This is a genomic window from Mycolicibacterium parafortuitum, assembly GCF_002086815.1.
GTDB lineage: Bacteria > Actinomycetota > Actinomycetes > Mycobacteriales > Mycobacteriaceae > Mycobacterium > Mycobacterium parafortuitum.
In genome coordinates this window covers 43,039-61,198 of record NZ_MVID01000027.1, presented here as the reverse complement: position 1 = coordinate 61,198, position 18,160 = coordinate 43,039, and the positions used below count along the sequence as shown (strand labels likewise).

The 18,160-nt window shown below is 69.4% G+C and carries 17 protein-coding genes; 3 read left to right on the top strand and 14 right to left on the bottom strand.

Features of this window, described 5'->3' with window-relative positions; translation table 11 throughout:
- Positions 1-7: 7 nt before the first annotated feature.
- The 11 genes from BST38_RS23505 to BST38_RS23455 form a co-directional block, all read right to left on the bottom strand.
- Positions 8-778: an ABC transporter permease gene (locus BST38_RS23505; protein WP_083145900.1), complete on the bottom strand. Its 771-nt coding sequence runs from the start codon at positions 776-778 to the stop codon at positions 8-10.
- Between the two features lie 35 nt (positions 779-813).
- Entirely contained in the window at positions 814-1,587 is a 774-nt protein-coding gene (gene modA / locus BST38_RS23500) for a molybdate ABC transporter substrate-binding protein (RefSeq protein ID WP_083145899.1), read from the bottom strand.
- Positions 1,584-2,024: a TOBE domain-containing protein gene (locus tag BST38_RS23495; protein ID WP_083145898.1), complete on the bottom strand. Its 441-nt coding sequence runs from the start codon at positions 2,022-2,024 to the stop codon at positions 1,584-1,586. Before BST38_RS23495 ends, modA begins: the two co-directional genes overlap by 4 nt.
- A gap of 60 nt (positions 2,025-2,084) precedes the next feature.
- A complete protein-coding gene (locus BST38_RS23490; RefSeq protein WP_110781896.1) occupies positions 2,085-3,251 on the bottom strand; it encodes a PP2C family protein-serine/threonine phosphatase in 1,167 nt (388 codons plus the stop codon).
- Entirely contained in the window at positions 3,248-4,039 is a 792-nt protein-coding gene (locus BST38_RS23485) for an alpha/beta fold hydrolase (RefSeq protein ID WP_083145896.1), read from the bottom strand. The genes BST38_RS23490 and BST38_RS23485 overlap by 4 nt, the downstream gene beginning before the upstream one ends.
- A 39-nt stretch (positions 4,040-4,078) precedes the next feature.
- Complete coding sequence (locus tag BST38_RS23480) at positions 4,079-5,347, bottom strand: DUF4032 domain-containing protein (RefSeq protein ID WP_083145895.1); 1,269 nt, start codon at positions 5,345-5,347, stop codon at positions 4,079-4,081.
- Between the two features lie 20 nt (positions 5,348-5,367).
- Complete coding sequence (locus tag BST38_RS23475) at positions 5,368-6,567, bottom strand: ABC transporter ATP-binding protein (RefSeq protein WP_083145894.1); 1,200 nt, start codon at positions 6,565-6,567, stop codon at positions 5,368-5,370.
- Between the two features lie 4 nt (positions 6,568-6,571).
- Positions 6,572-7,399 carry a carbohydrate ABC transporter permease gene (locus tag BST38_RS23470; protein WP_083145893.1) on the bottom strand — a complete coding sequence of 276 codons (828 nt, stop codon included), beginning with the start codon at positions 7,397-7,399 and terminating at the stop codon, positions 6,572-6,574.
- Positions 7,396-8,328, bottom strand: coding sequence for a carbohydrate ABC transporter permease (locus BST38_RS23465; protein WP_083145892.1), 933 nt, complete (start codon positions 8,326-8,328; stop codon positions 7,396-7,398). The genes BST38_RS23470 and BST38_RS23465 overlap by 4 nt, the downstream gene beginning before the upstream one ends.
- A complete protein-coding gene (locus BST38_RS23460; RefSeq protein WP_237160896.1) occupies positions 8,325-9,677 on the bottom strand; it encodes an extracellular solute-binding protein in 1,353 nt (450 codons plus the stop codon). Before BST38_RS23460 ends, BST38_RS23465 begins: the two co-directional genes overlap by 4 nt.
- A 62-nt stretch (positions 9,678-9,739) precedes the next feature.
- On the bottom strand, positions 9,740-10,789 hold the full coding sequence (locus tag BST38_RS23455) for a LacI family DNA-binding transcriptional regulator (protein ID WP_083145891.1): 1,050 nt from the start codon (positions 10,787-10,789) through the stop codon (positions 9,740-9,742).
- A gap of 113 nt (positions 10,790-10,902) precedes the next feature.
- Here BST38_RS23455 and BST38_RS23450 point away from each other — a divergent pair, with 113 nt between their 5' ends.
- Entirely contained in the window at positions 10,903-12,552 is a 1,650-nt protein-coding gene (locus tag BST38_RS23450; RefSeq protein ID WP_083145890.1) for a glycoside hydrolase family 13 protein, read from the top strand.
- Positions 12,553-12,601: 49 nt separating this feature from the next.
- Positions 12,602-13,591 carry an Acg family FMN-binding oxidoreductase gene (locus BST38_RS23445; protein ID WP_083145889.1) on the top strand — a complete coding sequence of 330 codons (990 nt, stop codon included), beginning with the start codon at positions 12,602-12,604 and terminating at the stop codon, positions 13,589-13,591.
- Between the two features lie 11 nt (positions 13,592-13,602).
- Here the strand turns inward: BST38_RS23445 and dosR are convergent, their stop codons facing one another.
- From dosR to BST38_RS23430, 3 genes are read right to left on the bottom strand one after another with little or no spacing between them, the layout of a single operon-like run.
- The gene (gene dosR / locus BST38_RS23440) at positions 13,603-14,241 is read right to left on the bottom strand and encodes a hypoxia response regulator transcription factor DosR/DevR (RefSeq protein WP_083145888.1); all 639 of its coding nucleotides are present in this window, start codon (positions 14,239-14,241) and stop codon (positions 13,603-13,605) included.
- A 39-nt stretch (positions 14,242-14,280) separates the two neighbouring features.
- Positions 14,281-15,105 carry a universal stress protein gene (locus tag BST38_RS23435; protein WP_083145887.1) on the bottom strand — a complete coding sequence of 275 codons (825 nt, stop codon included), beginning with the start codon at positions 15,103-15,105 and terminating at the stop codon, positions 14,281-14,283.
- Complete coding sequence (locus BST38_RS23430) at positions 15,099-16,091, bottom strand: Acg family FMN-binding oxidoreductase (protein WP_083145886.1); 993 nt, start codon at positions 16,089-16,091, stop codon at positions 15,099-15,101. The genes BST38_RS23435 and BST38_RS23430 overlap by 7 nt, the downstream gene beginning before the upstream one ends.
- Positions 16,092-16,204: 113 nt before the next feature.
- On the opposite strand from BST38_RS23430, the gene BST38_RS23425 reads away from it, so the two are divergent.
- Complete coding sequence (locus BST38_RS23425; protein WP_083145885.1) at positions 16,205-17,917, top strand: GAF domain-containing sensor histidine kinase; 1,713 nt, start codon at positions 16,205-16,207, stop codon at positions 17,915-17,917.
- Positions 17,918-18,160: the final 243 nt, after the last annotated feature.

Sequence of the window (18,160 nt, the reverse complement as noted above, 5' to 3'; positions counted from 1 at the left end):
GCCCTCCTCATAGGGGCCCCGCCAGCCGCCTGCTCGCCGACGCGACCACGATCAGCGCGGCCACGACGATCAACAGCAGCGACAGCGCGACCGCGGCGTCGGCGTCGGTCTCGCGTTGCAGATAGATCTCCAGCGGAAGCGTCCTGGTGACCCCCTGCAACGATCCGGCGAACGTCAGCGTCGCGCCGAACTCGCCGAGGGACCGCGCGAACGCCAGCACCGCGCCCGAGATCAGGCCCGGCAGGACCAGCGGCAGGGTCACCGTCCTGAGCACGGTCGTCGGGCCGGCGCCGAGGGTCGCCGCGATGTGCTCGTAGCCGGCACCGGCCGAGCGCAGCGCGCCTTCGAGGCTGACCACCAGGAACGGCAGCGATACGAAGGACTGCGCGAGCACGACGGCGGTGGTCGAGAACGCGATCCGCAGCCCCAGCACGTCGAGCTCCCGCCCGAGCAGGCCCTGCCTGCCGAACGTGTAGAGCAGCGCGATGCCCCCGACGACCGGCGGCAGCACCAGCGGCAGCAGCACCAGGGCCCGCAACACCTTCTGGCCCGGGAACCGGCTCCGTGCCAGCACCAGCGCCATCGGGACACCGAGCGCCACGCACACCAGGGTGCTGATCGTCGCGGTCCTCACGCTGAGTAGCAGCGCCGCTCGCGACGACTCCGACGTGATCAGCGGGATGAACCGGGCCCAGTCGATCCGCAGCAGGATCGCCACCAGCGGCACGACGACGAACATCGCGCCGACCGCCGCGGGGAGGTAGATCCAGGTGGGCATTCCGACCCGGGTGGGGCCGCCGTGCCACGCAATCCTCACGGGGCCGCGAAACCCGCCGCGGCCAGCGCCTGCCGGCCCGCCGGGCCGGTCACCAGGTCGACGAACGCCTGTGCCGCCTCCGGGTCGGCCGCACCGGCCAGCGCGGCGATCGGATAGGTGTTCACCGCGCCCGCGGCTTCGGGGAACGCCACCGTCGTGACGCGGTCCCCGGCGGCCGCGGCGTCGGTCACATAGACCACCCCGGCGTCGGCCTGACCGGAGGTGACCTTGCCGAGCACATCGGTGACCGCGGATTCCTCACTCACCGGGGCGAGTTCGACCCCGGCGAGCTCTTCGACCTTTTCGGTCGCCGCCCCGCACGGCACCTGCGGCGCGCAGACCACCACCAGCGCCCCTGGCCGGGCGAGGTCGGCGAACGATGCGACGTTGCCGGGGTTCCCGGGCTGCGTCACGATGGTCAGGGTGTTCGCGGCGAAGTCGACGGGAACGCCGGATACCAGGCCGGCATCGACCACCTTGCCCATGTTGGCGGTGTCCGCCGAGGCGAACACATCGGCCGGGGCGCCCTGGCCGATCTGGGCGGCGAGGTCGGAGGAGCCGGCGAAGTTGAACGCGACCGTGGTTGTGGGGTGGTCGTTCTCGTATCGGGCCCCGAGTTCGGTGAACACCGTCTTCAGTGATGCGGCGGCGAACACCGTCAGGGTGCGGTGCTGCGATCCCGTCGGCTCCGATGCTGTCGGCTCCGAGGTCGCGCAGCCCGCCACGAGCAGGGCTGCCAGCGCAGTGGCGCCGAGCGGGCGCAGTCTCACGCGCCGGCCCCCGGGGTCTCGACGATCACCGTCGTCGCCTTGACCACCGCGACCGCGACCACCCCGGGTTCGAGCCCGAGTTGGCGCACGGATTCGGTGCTCATCAGCGACACGACGGTGAACGGACCGCACTGCATCTGCACCTCGCTCATCACGGTGTCGGCGGTGACCTTGGTGACCAGCCCGACGAGCCTGTTGCGCGCCGAACTTCCGCCGCCGAGGGGATCCGGTGGCGGTGAGGCGTGGTCGCGGGCGAAGTCGGCGAGGACTCGGCCGTCGATGACCTTGCGTCCCGACTCGTCCTTGAAGGAGGCCAGGCTCCCGCTGTCGATCCAGCGCCGCACGGTGTCGTCGCTGACACCGAGCAGCGCCGCGGCGTCTCTGACCTTGATCGCCGGCACAGATCGCCTCCCGTCTTGTCCGCATTTGCGGAGCATTCGGGTCAATCAAACCATGTCTGCGGAACACTGCGCCCGAAGCATCCGCAGCAGCGGATCTCAGCGCGGGACGCTCAGCGCGATCACCGCGGCGTCGTCCTCCAGCCCGGCGCCGAAGCTGTCCAGCAGACCGCGGATCGCGTGCACGAACGCGCCGGCGTCGGTGGGCGTGTGCGTGCGGGCGAAGTCCAGCAGCGCGTCATCGTCGTCGAAGCGCCGGGTGCGCCCCGTCCTGGCCTCGGTGAGGCCGTCGGTGTACATCACCAGCGTGTCCCCGGGGCGCAGCAGCACCGAGGTCGACACGAACCGCGGATTCCTGATCAGACCTACCGCCTGCCCGCCCTCGGTCGACAGGTAGCGCGCGGGACCGTCGGCCGGCAGCAGCAGTGCGGGCGGATGCCCGCCGGTGGCGATCTGAACCTCGAAACCGTTGGCCACCACGGTGATGACACCGAAGATCACCGTGCAGAACCGGGGGTCGTCGCTGTGGAACTCGTGACTGAGCACCGCGTCGAGGGTGTGCAGCACCGCGACCGGGTCGCGGTCGTTGACCGCCGCGGCGCGCAGGGTGTACCGGGTCAGCGACGTGACTGCGGCCGCGCCCGCCCCCTTGCCCGACACGTCGCCGAGGAACATGCCCCACCGGTCCTCGGCCATCGGGAACAGATCGTAGAAATCGCCGCCGACGTCGTCGGGTGAGGCGGTGTGGTAGTGCGCGGCCGCGGTCAGCCCGGAGGGCGGGGACAGGGTCGGCGGGATCAATGACCGCTGCAGGGTGGCGGCCAGCACCTGCGCGCGCTCGCGCTGAAGCTCCGCGCTGCGCCGCGCTTCGAGCAGTTCGCGTTCATACGAACGACGTTCGCGCGCATCCTGGACCGCGATCCGCAACGCGGTGACCGCACCGGCCGCATCGCGCTTGACGTTCGCGGTGACGAACACCGGCAGCCGCGTCCCGTCTGCGGTCAGCAGATCCGCGGTGACACCGTCGAGCGACCCGGTCATGTGCAGCACCGAGACGAAATGCGTCTCGTAGTTGATCCGGCTGCCCGCGCTGAGCAGGTCCGAGAACGCGCGGCCGGTGAGATCACCCGGGCGGTGTCCGACCCACGCCCCGAAAGTCCGGTTGCAGCAGACGATGTCGCCGTCGGGTGTGGTCAGCAACAGGCCGCACGGCGCGTCGTCGAAGAAGTCGTCGACCGGGTCGGGCGGGTTCGCGCTGTGCGTCACAGCGTCGAGGCGAAGTCCGTGATGGCGGCCGCCGTCGCCTGCGGCGCGCTCAGGTGCGGGCAGTGTCCGCTCGCGTCCAGCGTCACCAGGGTGCTTCCCGGGATCTGTTCATGGCAGAAGGCGCCGACCCCTCGCGGGGCCAGCGTGTCCCGGGCACACTCGACCACCACCGTCGGCACACCGACGCGCGCCAGATCCGCCCGGTTGTCGGACAGGAACGTGGTGCGCGCGAACGCCAGCGCCCGGGCCGGGTCGGTGCGGCAGAACGCATCTCCTAGTTCGGTTTCCAGTTCCGGACGCTCCGGGGTGCCCATGATCACCGGCGCCATGACACGCGACCAGCCGAGGTAATTGCTCTCGATGGACTCCAGCAGCTCGTCGATGTCCGGCCGGGAGAAACCGCCCCGATAGCCGTCGTCGTCGAGGTAGCGCGGCGACGGGGTCAGCAGCACCAGCCCGGCGAAGCGTTCCGGCTTCGCGGCCGCAGCCAGCACACCCATCATCGCGGCCACCGAGTGGCCGACGAACACGACGTCGGCCAATCCCAGCTCCTCGACGATGTCGTCCGCGTACTGCTGCAGGTCGGCGTACCGCTCGGCATCCCACGCGTCGGCGTCGGAGGACCCCGATCCGACGTGGTCGAACAGCACGACCCGGAATCTGTCGGTGAGCAATGGCACGACCAGCCGCCACAGGTTCTGGTCGCATCCGAAGCCGTGGGCCAGCATCACGGGACGTCCGTCCGGACGCCCGACCTCGCGGACGCTGTTCTTGGCGCGGACGTTCATGGTTGCGATGATCGCACCCCGCGTCGCCGGCCGATGACCCTAATCGTCATCGAGGTCGTCCAGCACCGAGAACGGCTGGGTCGGTTCCTCGACGACCACCAGTTGCGCGGCCGATTCGGACGGAACGCTCTTGCGTGCCAACGCCTGCAGCGCATGCTCGGTGCCCACGTCGCGCCCGGCTCGTTCGGACAGCAGCCAGCGCACCTCGAGCAGGTCGCAGTAGGCCTGGATCGGGGTGCCGGTCCGGCCGACAGCGGTGTGCGCGCGGTGCATCATCGGCGTCGCCACCTCCATCACCCACAGCTGGGCGGCCGTGCGCTCGTCGACGTCCTGCCCCGATTCCCGGCACAGCTGCGCCTGATACGCGTGCAGGTCGCCGAGCAGGATGCGGGCCTGCCCCTCGCCGACGTCGAGGCCGGTCAGCCGGCGCAGTTCGGTGGCGTGGAAACGGCGATCGCCGACCGCGACGTGCAGGCGCAGTTCGTCGGCGCCCGCGGCGACCGGCTCCATCGACACCTCGTCGACGGCGAAGCCGAGATCGTTGAGCCTGCGGATGGTGCCCTCGACGCGGTAGCGGTCGGAGAACCCGAACGTCGGTTTCGAGTGCAGCAGGTCCCACAGTTGGTTGTAGGTGGTGCGGATCTCCAGCGCCTCCTGGATGAAACCCGGCTGCAGATCCGGTCTGTCCAGCCGGGCCGCGATGTCGAGCAGTCCCGCGGCGACGTTCTCGACGGTGATGTCGATGTCGTGGGTGCGCTGCCCGTCGGACAGGGTGGGATGCACCTCGCTGGTCTCGGCGTCGACCAGGAACGCCTGCAGCACCTGCCCGTCGCGGACGAACAGCGTGTTGGCCAGCGAACAGTCGCCCCAGAACACCCCGTGCCGGTGTAGTTCGACGAGCATGGTGGCCATCGCGTCGTACAGCCGGGCCCGGTGCTTGGGCACATCGGGGGACAGCCGCATGAACAGCCGGCGGTACTGCCACGACCCGGCGAGGTAGCGGGTCAGCAGGATCGCGGTGTCGAACTCGGGCTGGAACACCAGTCCCGCGGGCAGCACGGCATTGAGGGACATCTCCTCGAGACGGCTGAGCACCCGATACTCCCGGGCGGCGATGCGCGGCGGGAGTTCCTTGAGCGCCCACAGCGCGCCGTCGGATTCGACGAACCGCACCAGGTGACGGCTGGGTCCGACCGCCAGATCACGCAGTGCGACGCCGGGGGCCGACCACTGCTCCAGTGGCCGGTCCCACGGCAGCGCGACGAGGCCGGGGTACGGGGCCCGCAGCCGTAATTCGGGAGCGGCCATCGGTGGAAGCCGCCGTCGGCTCAGCCGGCGGTCGCCGCGTGGCGCCCCTGCGACTGAGTGACCTTGGTCAGGTTGTCACCGGACTGCGGGTCGAACAGGTGCAACCGCTCCGAGTCCAGCCACAGCGTCGCCTTGTCGCCGGACCGCACCCGGCTCAGCGGGTCGAGCTCCACGCAGATCTGCGTGCGCAGCTGCTCGCTGTCGAGTTCGCTTGCCAGCTCGGCCAGTTGACCCGAGATCTCCGGGGTCGCCTCGAACGGCACGAATGCGTACTGCTCGTTGCCCAGCCATTCGGTCACGTCGATCTCCACCTCGAAGGTGACTCCGCGCGAAGCCTTGTCGCTGTCGACGAACTCGGCATCCTCGAACGCACCCGGCCGGATCCCGGCGATGTATACCTTCCCGTCCTCCACGGTGCCCCGCCACTCGTCGCGCAGTGGGACGGTCGTGAACGGCAATTCGATCTCGTTGCCCTTGATCCGCGCCGGCACGAAGTTCATCGGCGGGGAACCGATGAAGCCGGCCACGAACAGGTTGACCGGCTGGTCGTAGAGTTCGCGTGGACTCGCAACCTGTTGCAGCACACCCTTTTTCAGCACTGCGACCCGGTCGCCGAGGGTCATCGCCTCGGTCTGGTCGTGGGTGACGTAGACGGTCGTGACCCCGAGTTTGCGCTGCAGGCGCAGGATCTCGGTGCGCATCTGACCGCGCAGCTTGGCGTCGAGATTGGACAGCGGCTCGTCGAACAGGAACGCGTCGGCCTCACGCACGATCGCCCGGCCCATCGCGACGCGCTGGCGCTGGCCGCCGGACAGGTTGGCCGGCTTACGGTCCAGATGTTCCTCGAGTTCGAGCGTCTTCGCCGCCTCGGTGACCCGCGCGCGGATCTCCTCGTCGGAGAGCTTGCCCGCCAGCCGGAGCGGGAACGCGATGTTCTCGAACACCGTCAGGTGCGGGTACAGCGCGTAGTTCTGGAACACCATCGCCAGGTTGCGGTCGCGGGGCGCCATGTCGTTGACCCGCTTGTCGCCGATCAGCATGTCGCCGGAGGTGATGTCCTCCAGGCCGACGATCATCCGCAACAGCGTGGACTTGCCGCACCCGGACGGACCGACCAGGATCACGAACTCGCCGTCGGCGATCTCCAGGCTGACGTCGTTGACGGCCGGATAGCCGTCCCCGTACTTCTTGACGATATTGCGCATCGTGATTGCTGCCATGGGGTTATCCCTTCACTGCTCCGGAGGTGAGGCCGGCGACGATGCGCCGCTGGAAGATGAGGACCAGGATCACGACGGGGATCGTCACGATCACCGACGCGGCCATGATGTACGGGACGGGGGATTCGAAATACGACGCGCCCTGGAAGAACGCCAGCGCCGCCGGTACCGTGCGGGCGTTGTCGGTGGACGTCAACGAGATCGCGAACAGGAAGTCGTTCCAGCAGAAGAAGAACGTCAGGATCGCGGTGGTGAACACCCCCGGCGCCGCCAGCGGCACGATCACCTTCCGGAACGCCTGCCACTGGGTGGCGCCGTCGACCTGCGCGGCGTGCTCCATCTCCCACGGGATCTGACGGAAGAACGCCGACATCGTCCAGATCGACAGCGGCAGCGCGAACGTCAGGTACGGGATGATCAGGCCGAGCCACGTGTCGTAGATCCCGAGGCCGCGCCACATGTCGAACAGCGGGCCCACCAGAGCGGCCTGCGGGAACATCGCGATGCCCAGCGCCAGCGACAGCAACACCTTCTTGCCCGGGAACTCAAGGCGGGCAATGGCGTAGGCGGCGAACATCGCGATGATCACCGAGATCACGGTGGCGATGATCGCGATGCCGATCGAGTTGATCAGCGCCCGGGTGAACAGCGGGTTGCTGAAGATCACGCTGAAGTTGTCGAGGGTGAACTTGCTGGGCAGGAACGTCGGATTTCCCGACACGATGTCCGACGGCGGTTTGAACGCCAGGCTGATCATCCACAGCATCGGCACGAAGCTGTAGATGACGATGACGATGCCGGCGATCGTCCACCACTTGGTGTTCTTGGTCACTGGTCACCCCTGACTTGCGAGAGGTCGGTTTTGAAGACCTTGATGAATATCCACGCGATCGCGACGACGGACAGGAACAGCAGCACCGAGACCGCCGATCCCATACCGAGGTTCACCAGAGTGACGTTCTGGCGGTAGGCCAAGAACGAGATCGTCTCGGTGTTGTTGGCGCCCGCGGTCATCACGTACGGGTTGTCGAAGATGCGCCATGCGTCCAGCGTGCGGAACAGCAGCGCGACCATGATCGCGGCCTTCATGTTCGGCAGCGTGATCTTCCACAGCCGCTGCCACGCCGTGGCACCGTCGACCTTGGCGGCCTCCTGCATGTCCTCGGGGACCTGCACCAGGCCGGCGAGCAGCAGCAGCGAGATGAACGGTGTGGTCTTCCAGATCTCGGACAGGCAGATCACGAAGATCGCCGACCAGCGGTCGCCGAACCAGTCGAAGTCGGTCAGGTTCAGCCACTGGTTGACGAACCCGGAGTCGATGGCGAAGGCATAGCGCCAGATGAACGCCGAGACCACGGTGACGATGCCGTACGGGATCAGGATCGCCGTGCGCAGCGGCCCGCGGCCGCGCACGATGCGCAGCATCACGAACGCGAACCAGAACCCGAGGACCAACTCGATGGCCACGGTGACGACGGTGATCGCGAGCGTGGTGACGAAGTCGTTCCACCAGATCGGATCGGTGAGGATCACCAGGTAGTTGCTCAGCCCGACGAAGCTGCGGCCCTCGGGGTCGGTGAGCCGGAAGTTGTACAGCGACAACACCAGTGCGTAGCCCAGCGGGTACGCGGTGACGAGCAGCATCACCACATACGAGGGCAGCGTCAGGTAGATGCCGAGCTTGCGCTCGCCCTTCGCGCGTTCACTGACCGCGGGTTTACCGGGGTCCTTCTGGATGGGGGCATCAGCCAGGGCGGTCACAGCAGCCGCCTCCCCGCCAGCACGTCAGCCATGAATTGGTCTGTCCTTTCCGGAGTCTCGGAGGTCACCGAAGCGGGCGGGTGCCAGGTCTGCTGGATGGCCCCCGAGATGTCGGTGTAGAACGGGGTCGGCGGGCGCGGGCCGCCGTCACCGATGGATTCGCGGATCAGGTCGGCGTTGTCGTAGGTGGCCCGGATCTCCGGGTTGTCGTAGGACGCGGCGTACGGCGAGGGTTCGCTCTCGTCGAGCATGTACTGGGTCGCCTTCGGCTCGGCGTTGATGCACTCGACCAACGCGACCGCCTGCTCGGGGTACTTGGTGTAGGCGCCGATGCCGAGGTTGGCCCCGCCCAGCGGCGGCGCGCTCGGACGGTCCGCCGAGACCCGCGGATAGCGGGCCCAGCCGATGTCGTCGACGACCTCCTGCGGCAGCGTGCCCTCCTCGGCGGCGCTGCGGGCGGCGGCCAGCACGTAGGGCCAGTTGACCATGAACATGCCCTGCTCGGATTGGAAGTTGGCGCGCGCCTGTTCCTCTGACGCGTTGGACAGATCGGTCGGCGCGGCCGGGGACCGGCCGAGGTTGCCGACGATCTCGGCGGCCTTCAGCCCGGGCGGGGTGTTCAACGAGGGCTTGGCGTTGCGGCCGGCCTCCACGTCCTCCAGCAGCGCGCCGCCGCCGGAGAGCACCAGTGCGTTGATCAACACCGTGTAGCCCTCGTAGCGCTGCGCCTGCACGGCGATCTTCTTCTTCTGCCCCACAGCGGCTTTGAGCATCTCGTCCCACGTGAACGTCGGCGAGGTCGGGTCGACGCCGGCAGCCGCGGCGGCCGACTTGCGGTACCAGAGCAGCTGGGCGTTGGTCTTGTAGGGCGTGCCGTAGAGCGTGTCCTCCCAGATCCCGGTCTCGATCGGGGCGGGCAGCATCCCGGCGGTCAATCGCGCGGCCTCCTCGTCGGTGTAGGGGCGGAGGAAGCCGGCGTTGGCGAACTCGGCGGTGAACACCACGTCCATGCTGACCAGGTCGATCGACGAATCGCCGGCGGCGAGGCGGCGAACCATCTGCTCGCGCTGCGCGGTCGCGGTGCTCGGCAGCGACTCGATGCGGACCTGATAGGCCCCGCCGGACGCGTCGGCGCACTCCTGGGCGCGGGCGACCGAGCCACCGTTGTCGGGAAGGATGTACCAGGTCAGCGTCGGGGGACCACCCTGACTGCCACAGGCGGACAACAACGACGCCGCCACAAGGGGCGCACTGGCCAGCGCGATTGCGCGACGTCGTCGCCCGCGGGCGAACAGATTTCGTTTCATCACGTCCTCGTCTATGAAGTTGTGGTCTCCGATGAGGGCCACGGGCAGCACATTCGGTACCGTGAGAGTGTGTCACACCTCACAAGCTCGGTGGGGGAGCGGTCTCAGCGCGGCGGGGCAGTGGATCCTCGGATGACCAGTCGGGTGGGCAGGGTGGTCGCAGCGTTTACCCGCTGCGCGGACGCCGAAACGGTAGCCGCCCCGCCGAGTTGGGTCAGCACCGCCTGTGCGGCGATGCGGCCCTGATCGCGAACGGGTTGCGCGACGGTGGTCAGATCGTTGACGTCCGCGGACGGGTGATCGTCTACCCCGATCACCGAGATCTGGTGTGGGACAGCGACTCCCGCACGACGCAAGGTCCGCAGCGCACCGAGGGCGATCTCGTCGGAGTGGCAGAACACCGCGGTCGGCGGCTCGGTGCGGCTCAGCAACTCCTCCATGCCCCGGGAGCCGCCGTCGATGCTCCACTTCACCGTGACCACGGTGGGGTCGGCGAGCCCGGCCTCGCGCATCTGCCCGTGGAACCCGTCGATGCGGGCCTGGTCGGTCGCCCACGGGGTGTCGGTGTCGTCGGGGTCCGCCGGGCCGGCCTGGATCATCGCGATGTCGCGGTGGCCGATCCGCAGCAGGTGCCCGACGGCCTGTCTGGCCGCGAGTTCGTCGTCGATACCGATCCACACCCGCGCGCCGACGTCCCGGTGGCCACCGACGAACACCGCGGGCACCCCGAGCTGATCGATGCGGGTGCGCTCCCGGCTCGACAGCGGCAGGGACACCACGATGACCGCGTCGACCTTGCGGCGCAACGGCAATGCCTCGAAGAACCGGTGCCGCGCGGCCGGGTCCGGCAGCGTGCACAACACCAGATCGATGCCGACGGTGTCGAATTCGTCGGCGATCCCGGCCACGATCGTCGAGTAGAACCACGCGTCCACCCGGGGGACCACCACGCCGACGCGGCCGGTGGGTCCGCCGGACAGCCGCGACGCCTCCGGGGAGATCACGTAGGACAGCTCGCGCGCCGCGGACAGGATGCGGTCCCTGGTCGCCGGGGATACGCCCGGTTCGCCGCGCAGTGCGCGCGACACCGAGGCGATCGACACACCGCAGCGCGCCGCGACGTCGGTCATGTTGACCGTCTGCTTCGGGATCATCAGACGACGACAGTAACGTAATTATTTACGTGACGCGATCGACGATTGACACTTCGGCCTACAAGGCCGAGTCTGGTGCCGTAAACGTTTACGCATCCCGCCGAGGAGTTCCCGTGGCACCCGAGTCGTCGTGGTGGCAGACCGCCGTCGTCTACCAGGTCTACATCCGCAGCTTCGCCGACGGCGACGGTGACGGGATCGGCGACATCAAGGGTCTGGCGGTCCGGCTGCCGTATCTCGCCGCGCTCGGCGTCGACGCGATCTGGATCAACCCGTGGTATCCGTCCCCGATGGCCGACGCCGGCTACGACGTCGCCGACTACCGCGACATCGAACCGGCCTACGGCACCCTCGACGAGGCGCAGGCGCTGATCGCCGAGGCGCACGGGCTCGGCATCCGGGTGATCCTCGACATCGTGCCCAACCACACCTCCGACCGCCACGCGTGGTTCCGCGCGGCGCTCGAGGGTGACCCGGCGGCCGCCGAGCGCTATCACTTCCGTCCGGGCCGGGGCGCACACGGCGATCTGCCGCCCAACGACTGGCAGAGCGTGTTCGGCGGCCCCGCATGGACGCGGGTCGCGACGGGACCGCTGAAAGGCCAGTGGTACCTGCACCTGTTCGCCCCCGGTCAGCCGGACCTGAACTGGGACAACGGCGAGGTGCGGGACGAGTTCGAGGACATCCTGGCGTTCTGGTTCGACAGGGGTGTCGACGGGTTCCGCATCGACGTGGCCCACGGGTTGATCAAGGCGCCGGGCCTGCCGGATGGGGCGCAGGCCGACACCGCGCAGACCATGCTGCAGGTCGAGGGCGCACACCCGGCGTGGGATCAGGACGGCGTGCACGAGATCTACCGGGGCTGGCGCCGGGTCGCAGACCGGTACAGCCCGGAGCGGATCTTCATCGCCGAGGCGTGGGTGCCCAGCAACGAGCGGCTGGCCCGGTATCTGCGGCCCGACGAACTGCACACCGCGTTCCAGTTCGACTTCCTGCGCTCGCCATGGCGGGCCGACGCGCTGCGCTCGGTCATCGACGACGCGATCGGCTCCGCCGCGTCGGTCGGGGCACCGCCGACATGGGTGCTGTCCAACCACGACGTGACCCGGACGGTGACGCGGTTCTCCCGCAGCCAGCCCGAGCATCTGATCGAGACCGACTGGGAGCGCGCCCGCTGGGCCGGCGAGGAGCCGGATCACGCGCTGGGCCGCCGCCGTGCCCGCGCGGCCGCGCTGATCCAATTGGCGCTGCCGGGCACCGCATACGTGTACCAGGGTGAGGAACTGGCCCTTGAGGAGATCGAGGATCTCCCCGCCGAGGTGCGTCAGGACCCGACCTGGGCGCAGTCCGGATTCACCGATGTCGGGCGCGACGGCTGTCGTATCCCGCTGCCGTGGAACGACGACGACAGGACCTACGGGTTCGCGGCCGATCCGGCCGCGGTGACGTGGCTGCCGCAACCGGGACACTGGGCGCAGCACAGCGTCGAGGCGCAGGACCGCGATCCCGACTCGACGCTGAACCTGTACCGCGCCGCCCTGAAGCTGCGTCCCGCGCTGTGGCGCGACGCCGGTGAGGTCAAGTGGCTCGACGCGGGCGCGGGCGTGGCGGCGTTCGAACGCGGTGGGGCGCAGTGCTGGGTCAACACCGGCACCGAGTCGGTGGACCTCCCGGCCGGCACCTCGGTGGCGCTGGCGTCGTGGCCGGGCGTGGACACGGTGCTGCCGCCGGACACCGCGGTGTGGTTGCGCACCGCTGGATAGAGGTCTTTATGCCCTCAACAACGGGGCCGTCGCGGCGCACTCTGGGGGTATGAACGCCCACTTCCCGGACACCGAGACGCTGCGGTCGGCGCTGTCGCTGGCCAATCGCGCGCCGTCGGTGCACAACTCGCAGCCGTGGCAGTGGCGGCTGGGATCGCAGCGCGTGCATCTGTACGCGAACCGGGATCTGTTGCTGCCCCACACCGACCCCGACGCGCGTGACCTGATGCTCAGTTGCGGTGCGGCCCTGCATCACTGTGTGGTGGCGCTGTCGGCGCTGGGGTGGCAGCCCAAGGTGCACCGGTTGCCGAACCCGGCCGATCCGGACCATCTGGCTTCGCTGGAGCTGCGGCCCTATCCGGCAGCCGATCTCGACGTCACGCTGGCGGCCGCGATCCCGCGGCGGCGGACCGACCGCCGCTACTACAGCGCGTGGCCGGTCCCGAAAGGCGATATCGCGCTGATGGGTGCGCGCGCTGCCCGTGCCGGTGTCGCGCTGCGCCGCGTCGACGACCTCGCCGGCCTGACCCGGCTGGTCAACGAGGCCGCGTTCCAGCACCGGGCCGACCACGGCTATCTCGCCGAGTTGGCCACCTGGAGCGGGCGGTACGCCGCGACGGCCGGGGTGCCGGCCAAGAGCGTGCCTGCCGGTACAGCGGGGGCGGTCCCGGCCAGGGCGTTCGCCGGCGGGGTGCTGCATCAGACGCCGAACACCGCACCGGACGACGACAAGGCCGCGGTGCTGGCCCTGGGCACGGTGGGCGACGACCGCATGTCCTGGCTGCGGGCCGGTGAGGCGACCAGCGTGGTGCTGCTGACCGCGACCGCGCTGGGGTTGGCGAGCTGCCCGGTCACCGAGCCGCTGGAGGTCGCCGACACGCGGGAGGTGGTGCGGCGCGACGTGTTCGGCGCCGATGGGTATCCGCAGATGCTGCTGCGGGTCGGCTGGGCTCCGGTCAACGCCGATCCGCTGCCGTCGACACCGCGCCGTGATCTGGCGGAAGTCGTTACGGCACTGGACGGGTCGCCGCTTTTCTAGTCGCCGCTTTTCTAGTCGGAGTGACGGTCGAGCTTCGAGACGAACACGGCCGCCTGCGTCCGGCGTTCCATCCCGAGCTTGGCCAGCAGGCGCGATACGTAGTTCTTGACGGTCTTCTCGGCCAGGAACATCCGGGCCGCGATCTGCTTGTTGGTCAGCCCTTCACCGAGCAGGTCGAGCAGCACGCGCTCCTGTTCGGTCAACCCGGACAGCGGATCGGTGCGTTCGCCCTTGCCGCGCAACTTGGCCATCAATGCCGCCGCGGCCCGGTTGTCGAGCAGGGAGCGTCCGGCGCCGACCTCTTTGATCGCGCGGGCCAGCTCCATGCCCTTGATGTCCTTGACCACATAGCCGCTGGCGCCCGCCAGGATCGCATCCAGCATCGCCTCGTCGGAGGTGAAGGACGTCAGCATCAGGCAGCGCAGATCGGGCATCTGGGACAGCAGGTCCCGGCACAGTTCGATACCGTTGCCGTCGGGCAACCGCACGTCGAGCACCGCGACGTCCGGTTGCAGCACAGGGATGCGGGTCATCGCCTCGGCGACCGAACCGGCCTCGCCGACGACGTCGAGTTCGGGATCGCTGCCGAGCAGGTCGATCAGGCCACGCCGGACCACCTCATGGTCGTCTACCAGGAACACCTTCACCATGTCGCGACGTCCTGCTCTCCACTGCTCGGCACCGTTCGTTCACAGCGCGCGCGGCGCCTCGCACAACAGTATCGAGCAATCGGTGTCGCGCAGGGCGGTGTTGCCCGGCGCGCCGACAAGCGGCGTGACCCCGCCGGGGCGTTGCCGGCCCGCGACCAGCAGTTGCAGTGACGCGCCGTGGGCGGCGAGGTAGTCCAGGGTGTCGGCGCCGGTGGGTACCGCGCTGATGTCGAGATCCGGGTAGCGGCGCCGCCATTCGTCGAGCCGGCGTTCCCAGCGTGCCGCGGCGTCACCGTGCCTGCGGGCCGGGGTGAGGACCCGGACCGGGGCATGCCTGCGTCGCGCCTCGTCGAGCCCGCGCTGCAGCACGGTGTCGCTCGAAGCGGGGCCGGCGATCTCGATGACCACGGCACGGTCCGAGCAGCTGTGGGGCCGGTGTGCCCGCACGATCGCGACCGGGCAGTGCGCGGCCGCCGACAGCGCCGCGGCCGTCGAGCCGATCCTGCCCTGTGTCGAATGCCGGAGCCCGCGCGCCCCGACGCACAGCAGCGTCGCGCCGCCTGCCGCTTCCAGCAGCTTCTCGACGGGTCTGCCCTGCAGGATCTCCATCTCGATGGTCACCGGTTTCTCGGTGGACTCGACCGCGGTCAGCGCGTAGCGCATCGCGAGATCCGCGGTGGCCAGTCGCCGGGCCTGCTGCTGCGGGTCCACGTTCTGCTGGTCGTGTGTGTCGACGACGTAGACCAGTCGCAGCGTCAGGTTGTGGTCGGCTGCCTGGTCGACCGCCCACAGCGCGGCGTCGACCGCCGCGGGGGAGCCGTCGATGCCGACGACGATGCGGGGGGAGCCCGAAACGTTCAACATGGTGCACCTCTGCGTATTTCGAGCACTTCGGAGACCGGCCGGCGCGGGGTCGGCGGTGGGGCCGCGTCGAGCGCGGGGGCCCTGCCGACGCGGACGAGCACCTGCGGGATACCCGCGGTCGAGATCGCCGCCGCGACGACGTCGCGGCCCTCGGGGATCTCGGTGATGTGGGTGACGGTGCAGGTCGCCATCCCGGTCGCGGTCGCGTCCAGGAGCAGTGCAGACAGCGCCTCGCCGCACCGCAGTACGCTCTCGGCGGTGTCGTCGGCGGTGCACAGCACCACGATCCCGGCGCGGTCCACGGCGACGTGGTCGCGGCGCTCGGGCTGGCTGGTCACCGGGAACATGCGACCGACGCCCACCCGGTCACTCTCGGCGGCCGACACCAGTGCGCTCCGCGGTATCCCCCCGTCGGCTACGAAATCTGATGTCCACCAACGAAGTTCGGAATGATACTCGGTGTCGTAGAGGCGTAGCGCCTCGGCCAGATGGGAGGTCTCGGCCAGCAGGTCGCGTTGGTCTTCGGCGACGGTGTCGATCTGGACCGTCACATGTTCGCTCGGGCTGCCGAGGATGTCGTCGAATTCCTCGTCGTCGGGGGCGTTCAGCGGCAGTCGGTCGGTGCGGCGCAGCAGGATCGCGTCGGCGCGGCGGCGGTGCTCGGCGGAGACCTCCGGGGCGGGGGAGAACTCGATGCTGGCGATGTGGCGCGGGTCGGACGGTTCGGGCAGGCGCCGCACCGAGGTGGCCCATCCGGCGGCGGCCATCGCGACCCGGAAATGGTCGAGGACGGCACCGCAGCTGATCAGCGCCTCGCGTCCGGTGGAATCGGCCGCGCGGATCGTCCGGTCGGGATCGGCGTAGAGCTCGATGGTGGACTCGGTGGCGACCCACCGCCATGGCTGGCTGTTGTGCAGGGACGGTGCCCGGCATGCGATCGTCACCGCGTCGACGATCGTCGCGGTGGGGAGCTGCTGCTCGGGCATCCTGACCTCCGTCTGTTCGCTTCCGACGATCCTCTCCGAGGGCTTGCGCGCGACAGGGCCAATAGTCCTCAGTATGTCGCGGATCGCGCCGGTGGTTCGGGCACGATGGTGGCGTGACCCCTACCGATCCGCCCGACGCCGGCGACGGCACGACCCCGCTGCGGGACACTCTGTCGCAGCTGCGGCTGCGAGAACTGCTCACCGAGGTGCAGGACCGGGTCGAGCAGATCATCAAGGGCGGCGACCGGCTGGACGGACTGGTCGAGGCGATGTTGTCGGTGACCTCCGGGCTGGAGCTCGACGACACCCTGCGCACGATCGTGCACACCGCGATCGATCTGGTCGACGCGCGGTACGGCGCGCTCGGCGTGCGCGGCTACGAACACGAACTGGTCGAGTTCGTCTACGAGGGCATCGACGAGGCCACCCGCGAGCTGATCGGTCATCTCCCCGAGGGTCGCGGCGTGCTCGGTGTTCTGATCGACGACCCGAAACCGATTCGGCTGGAAGATATCTCGCGCCATCCCGCGTCGGTGGGGTTCCCGCCGAACCATCCACCGATGCGCACGTTCCTCGGTGTCCCGGTGCGCATCCGCGACGAGGTGTTCGGCAACCTATACCTGACCGACAAGATCGGTGGGCAGCCGTTCAGCGAGGACGACGAGGCGCTGGTGCAGGCGCTGGCCGCGGCGGCCGGTATCGCGATCGACAACGCCCGGCTCTACCAGCAGGCGAGGGCACGGGAATCCTGGATCGCGGCGACCCGCGACATCGGCACCGAGTTGCTGTCGGGGATCGACCCCGCCGGGGTGTTCCGGCGGGTGGCCGACGAGGTGCAGAAGCTCAGCGGCGCGGCGACCACGCTCGTCGCGATCGCCGGCGAACACGACGGGCCCGACGCCGAGGTGGCCGAGCTGTCCGTCGTCGCGACCGCCGGAGCGGCGCCGGCCGACCCGCTCGCGCCGATCGCGGTGTCCGGCACCGCGATCGGGGACGCGTTCGTCCGTCGGACGCCGGGTAAGTACTTCGGTCGCGACATCGGCACCGGCGCGGTGGTGGGCCCGGCGCTGGTCCTGCCGCTGCGCACCCCCGACACCGTCGCCGGGGTGTTGATCGCGCTGAGACCCGTTGGCGGGCAACCGTTCCGCGACGACGATCTGGACATGATGGCGGCGTTCGCCGACCAGGCGGCGCTGGCGTGGCAGCTGGCCAGCGCGCAGCACCGGATGCGGGAGCTGAGCATCCTGACCGACCGCGACCGCATCGCCCGTGATCTGCACGATCACGTGATCCAGCGGCTCTTCGCCGTCGGGCTGTCTCTGCAGGGCACCATCGCGCGGGCGCGGTCGGGGGAGGTGCAGCAGCGGCTGTCCGACTGCGTGGACGATCTGCAGGAGGTCATCCAGGAGATCCGCACCTCGATCTTCGACCTGCACGGCGGCTCGGCGGGGGTCACGCGGCTGCGACAGCGTCTCGATGAGGCGGTCAACGCGTTCCCCGGTTCCGGGGTGCGCACGTCGGTGCAGTACGTCGGCCCGCTGTCGGTGGTCGACGCGACGCTGGCCGACCACGCCGAGGCGGTGGTCCGCGAGGCGATCAGCAACGTCGTCCGGCACGCCGGCGCCGGCGCGGTCACCGTGACCGTCACCGTCGACGACGACCTGTCGATCGAGGTCACCGACAACGGCAGCGGGATGCCCGCCGATGTCACCGGCAGCGGATTGGTCAACCTTGCGCGCCGCGCCGACGAGGTCGGCGGCAGCTTCTCGGTGCGAAGCGCCGACGGCGGCGGGACGACGTTGTCGTGGCGCGCACCGCTGCCGTGACCCGCGCCGCTGCGGTGACCCGCGGCGGGCTTTTCTTCGCTGACCGGATGACCGCGCGCGATCTTCCCAGTTCGACGGCCCGAGCTCGGGGTGTGGTCGGCCGCGGGGGCCGGTGACGGGACCGCTTCTCCTTGGCAACGGTTGGATAACACCCCATCTGTCGCGTCGGCGAATCTGCGAATTGTCGGTTCAGTAAGCCCCAGTAACTACGCGCGTGTAATTCGCGGCTCGACCGCAGAAGGA

Excerpts from the sequence above, each read along its gene's own strand:
- BST38_RS23435 (WP_083145887.1), bottom strand. The coding sequence starts at position 15,105 with ATGTTGAACGTTTCGGGCTCCCCCCGCATCGTCGTCGGCATCGACGGC.
- BST38_RS23505 (WP_083145900.1), bottom strand. The coding sequence starts at position 778 with ATGCCCACCTGGATCTACCTCCCCGCGGCGGTCGGCGCGATGTTCGTC.
- BST38_RS23445 (WP_083145889.1), top strand. The coding sequence starts at position 12,602 with ATGAACGCCCACTTCCCGGACACCGAGACGCTGCGGTCGGCGCTGTCG.
- BST38_RS23455 (WP_083145891.1), bottom strand. The coding sequence starts at position 10,789 with ATGATCCCGAAGCAGACGGTCAACATGACCGACGTCGCGGCGCGCTGC.
- BST38_RS23485 (WP_083145896.1), bottom strand. The coding sequence starts at position 4,039 with ATGAACGTCCGCGCCAAGAACAGCGTCCGCGAGGTCGGGCGTCCGGAC.
- dosR (WP_083145888.1), bottom strand. The coding sequence starts at position 14,241 with ATGGTGAAGGTGTTCCTGGTAGACGACCATGAGGTGGTCCGGCGTGGC.
- BST38_RS23495 (WP_083145898.1), bottom strand. The coding sequence starts at position 2,024 with ATGCTCCGCAAATGCGGACAAGACGGGAGGCGATCTGTGCCGGCGATC.
- BST38_RS23475 (WP_083145894.1), bottom strand. The coding sequence starts at position 6,567 with ATGGCAGCAATCACGATGCGCAATATCGTCAAGAAGTACGGGGACGGC.
- BST38_RS23480 (WP_083145895.1), bottom strand. The coding sequence starts at position 5,347 with ATGGCCGCTCCCGAATTACGGCTGCGGGCCCCGTACCCCGGCCTCGTC.
- BST38_RS23430 (WP_083145886.1), bottom strand. The coding sequence starts at position 16,091 with ATGCCCGAGCAGCAGCTCCCCACCGCGACGATCGTCGACGCGGTGACG.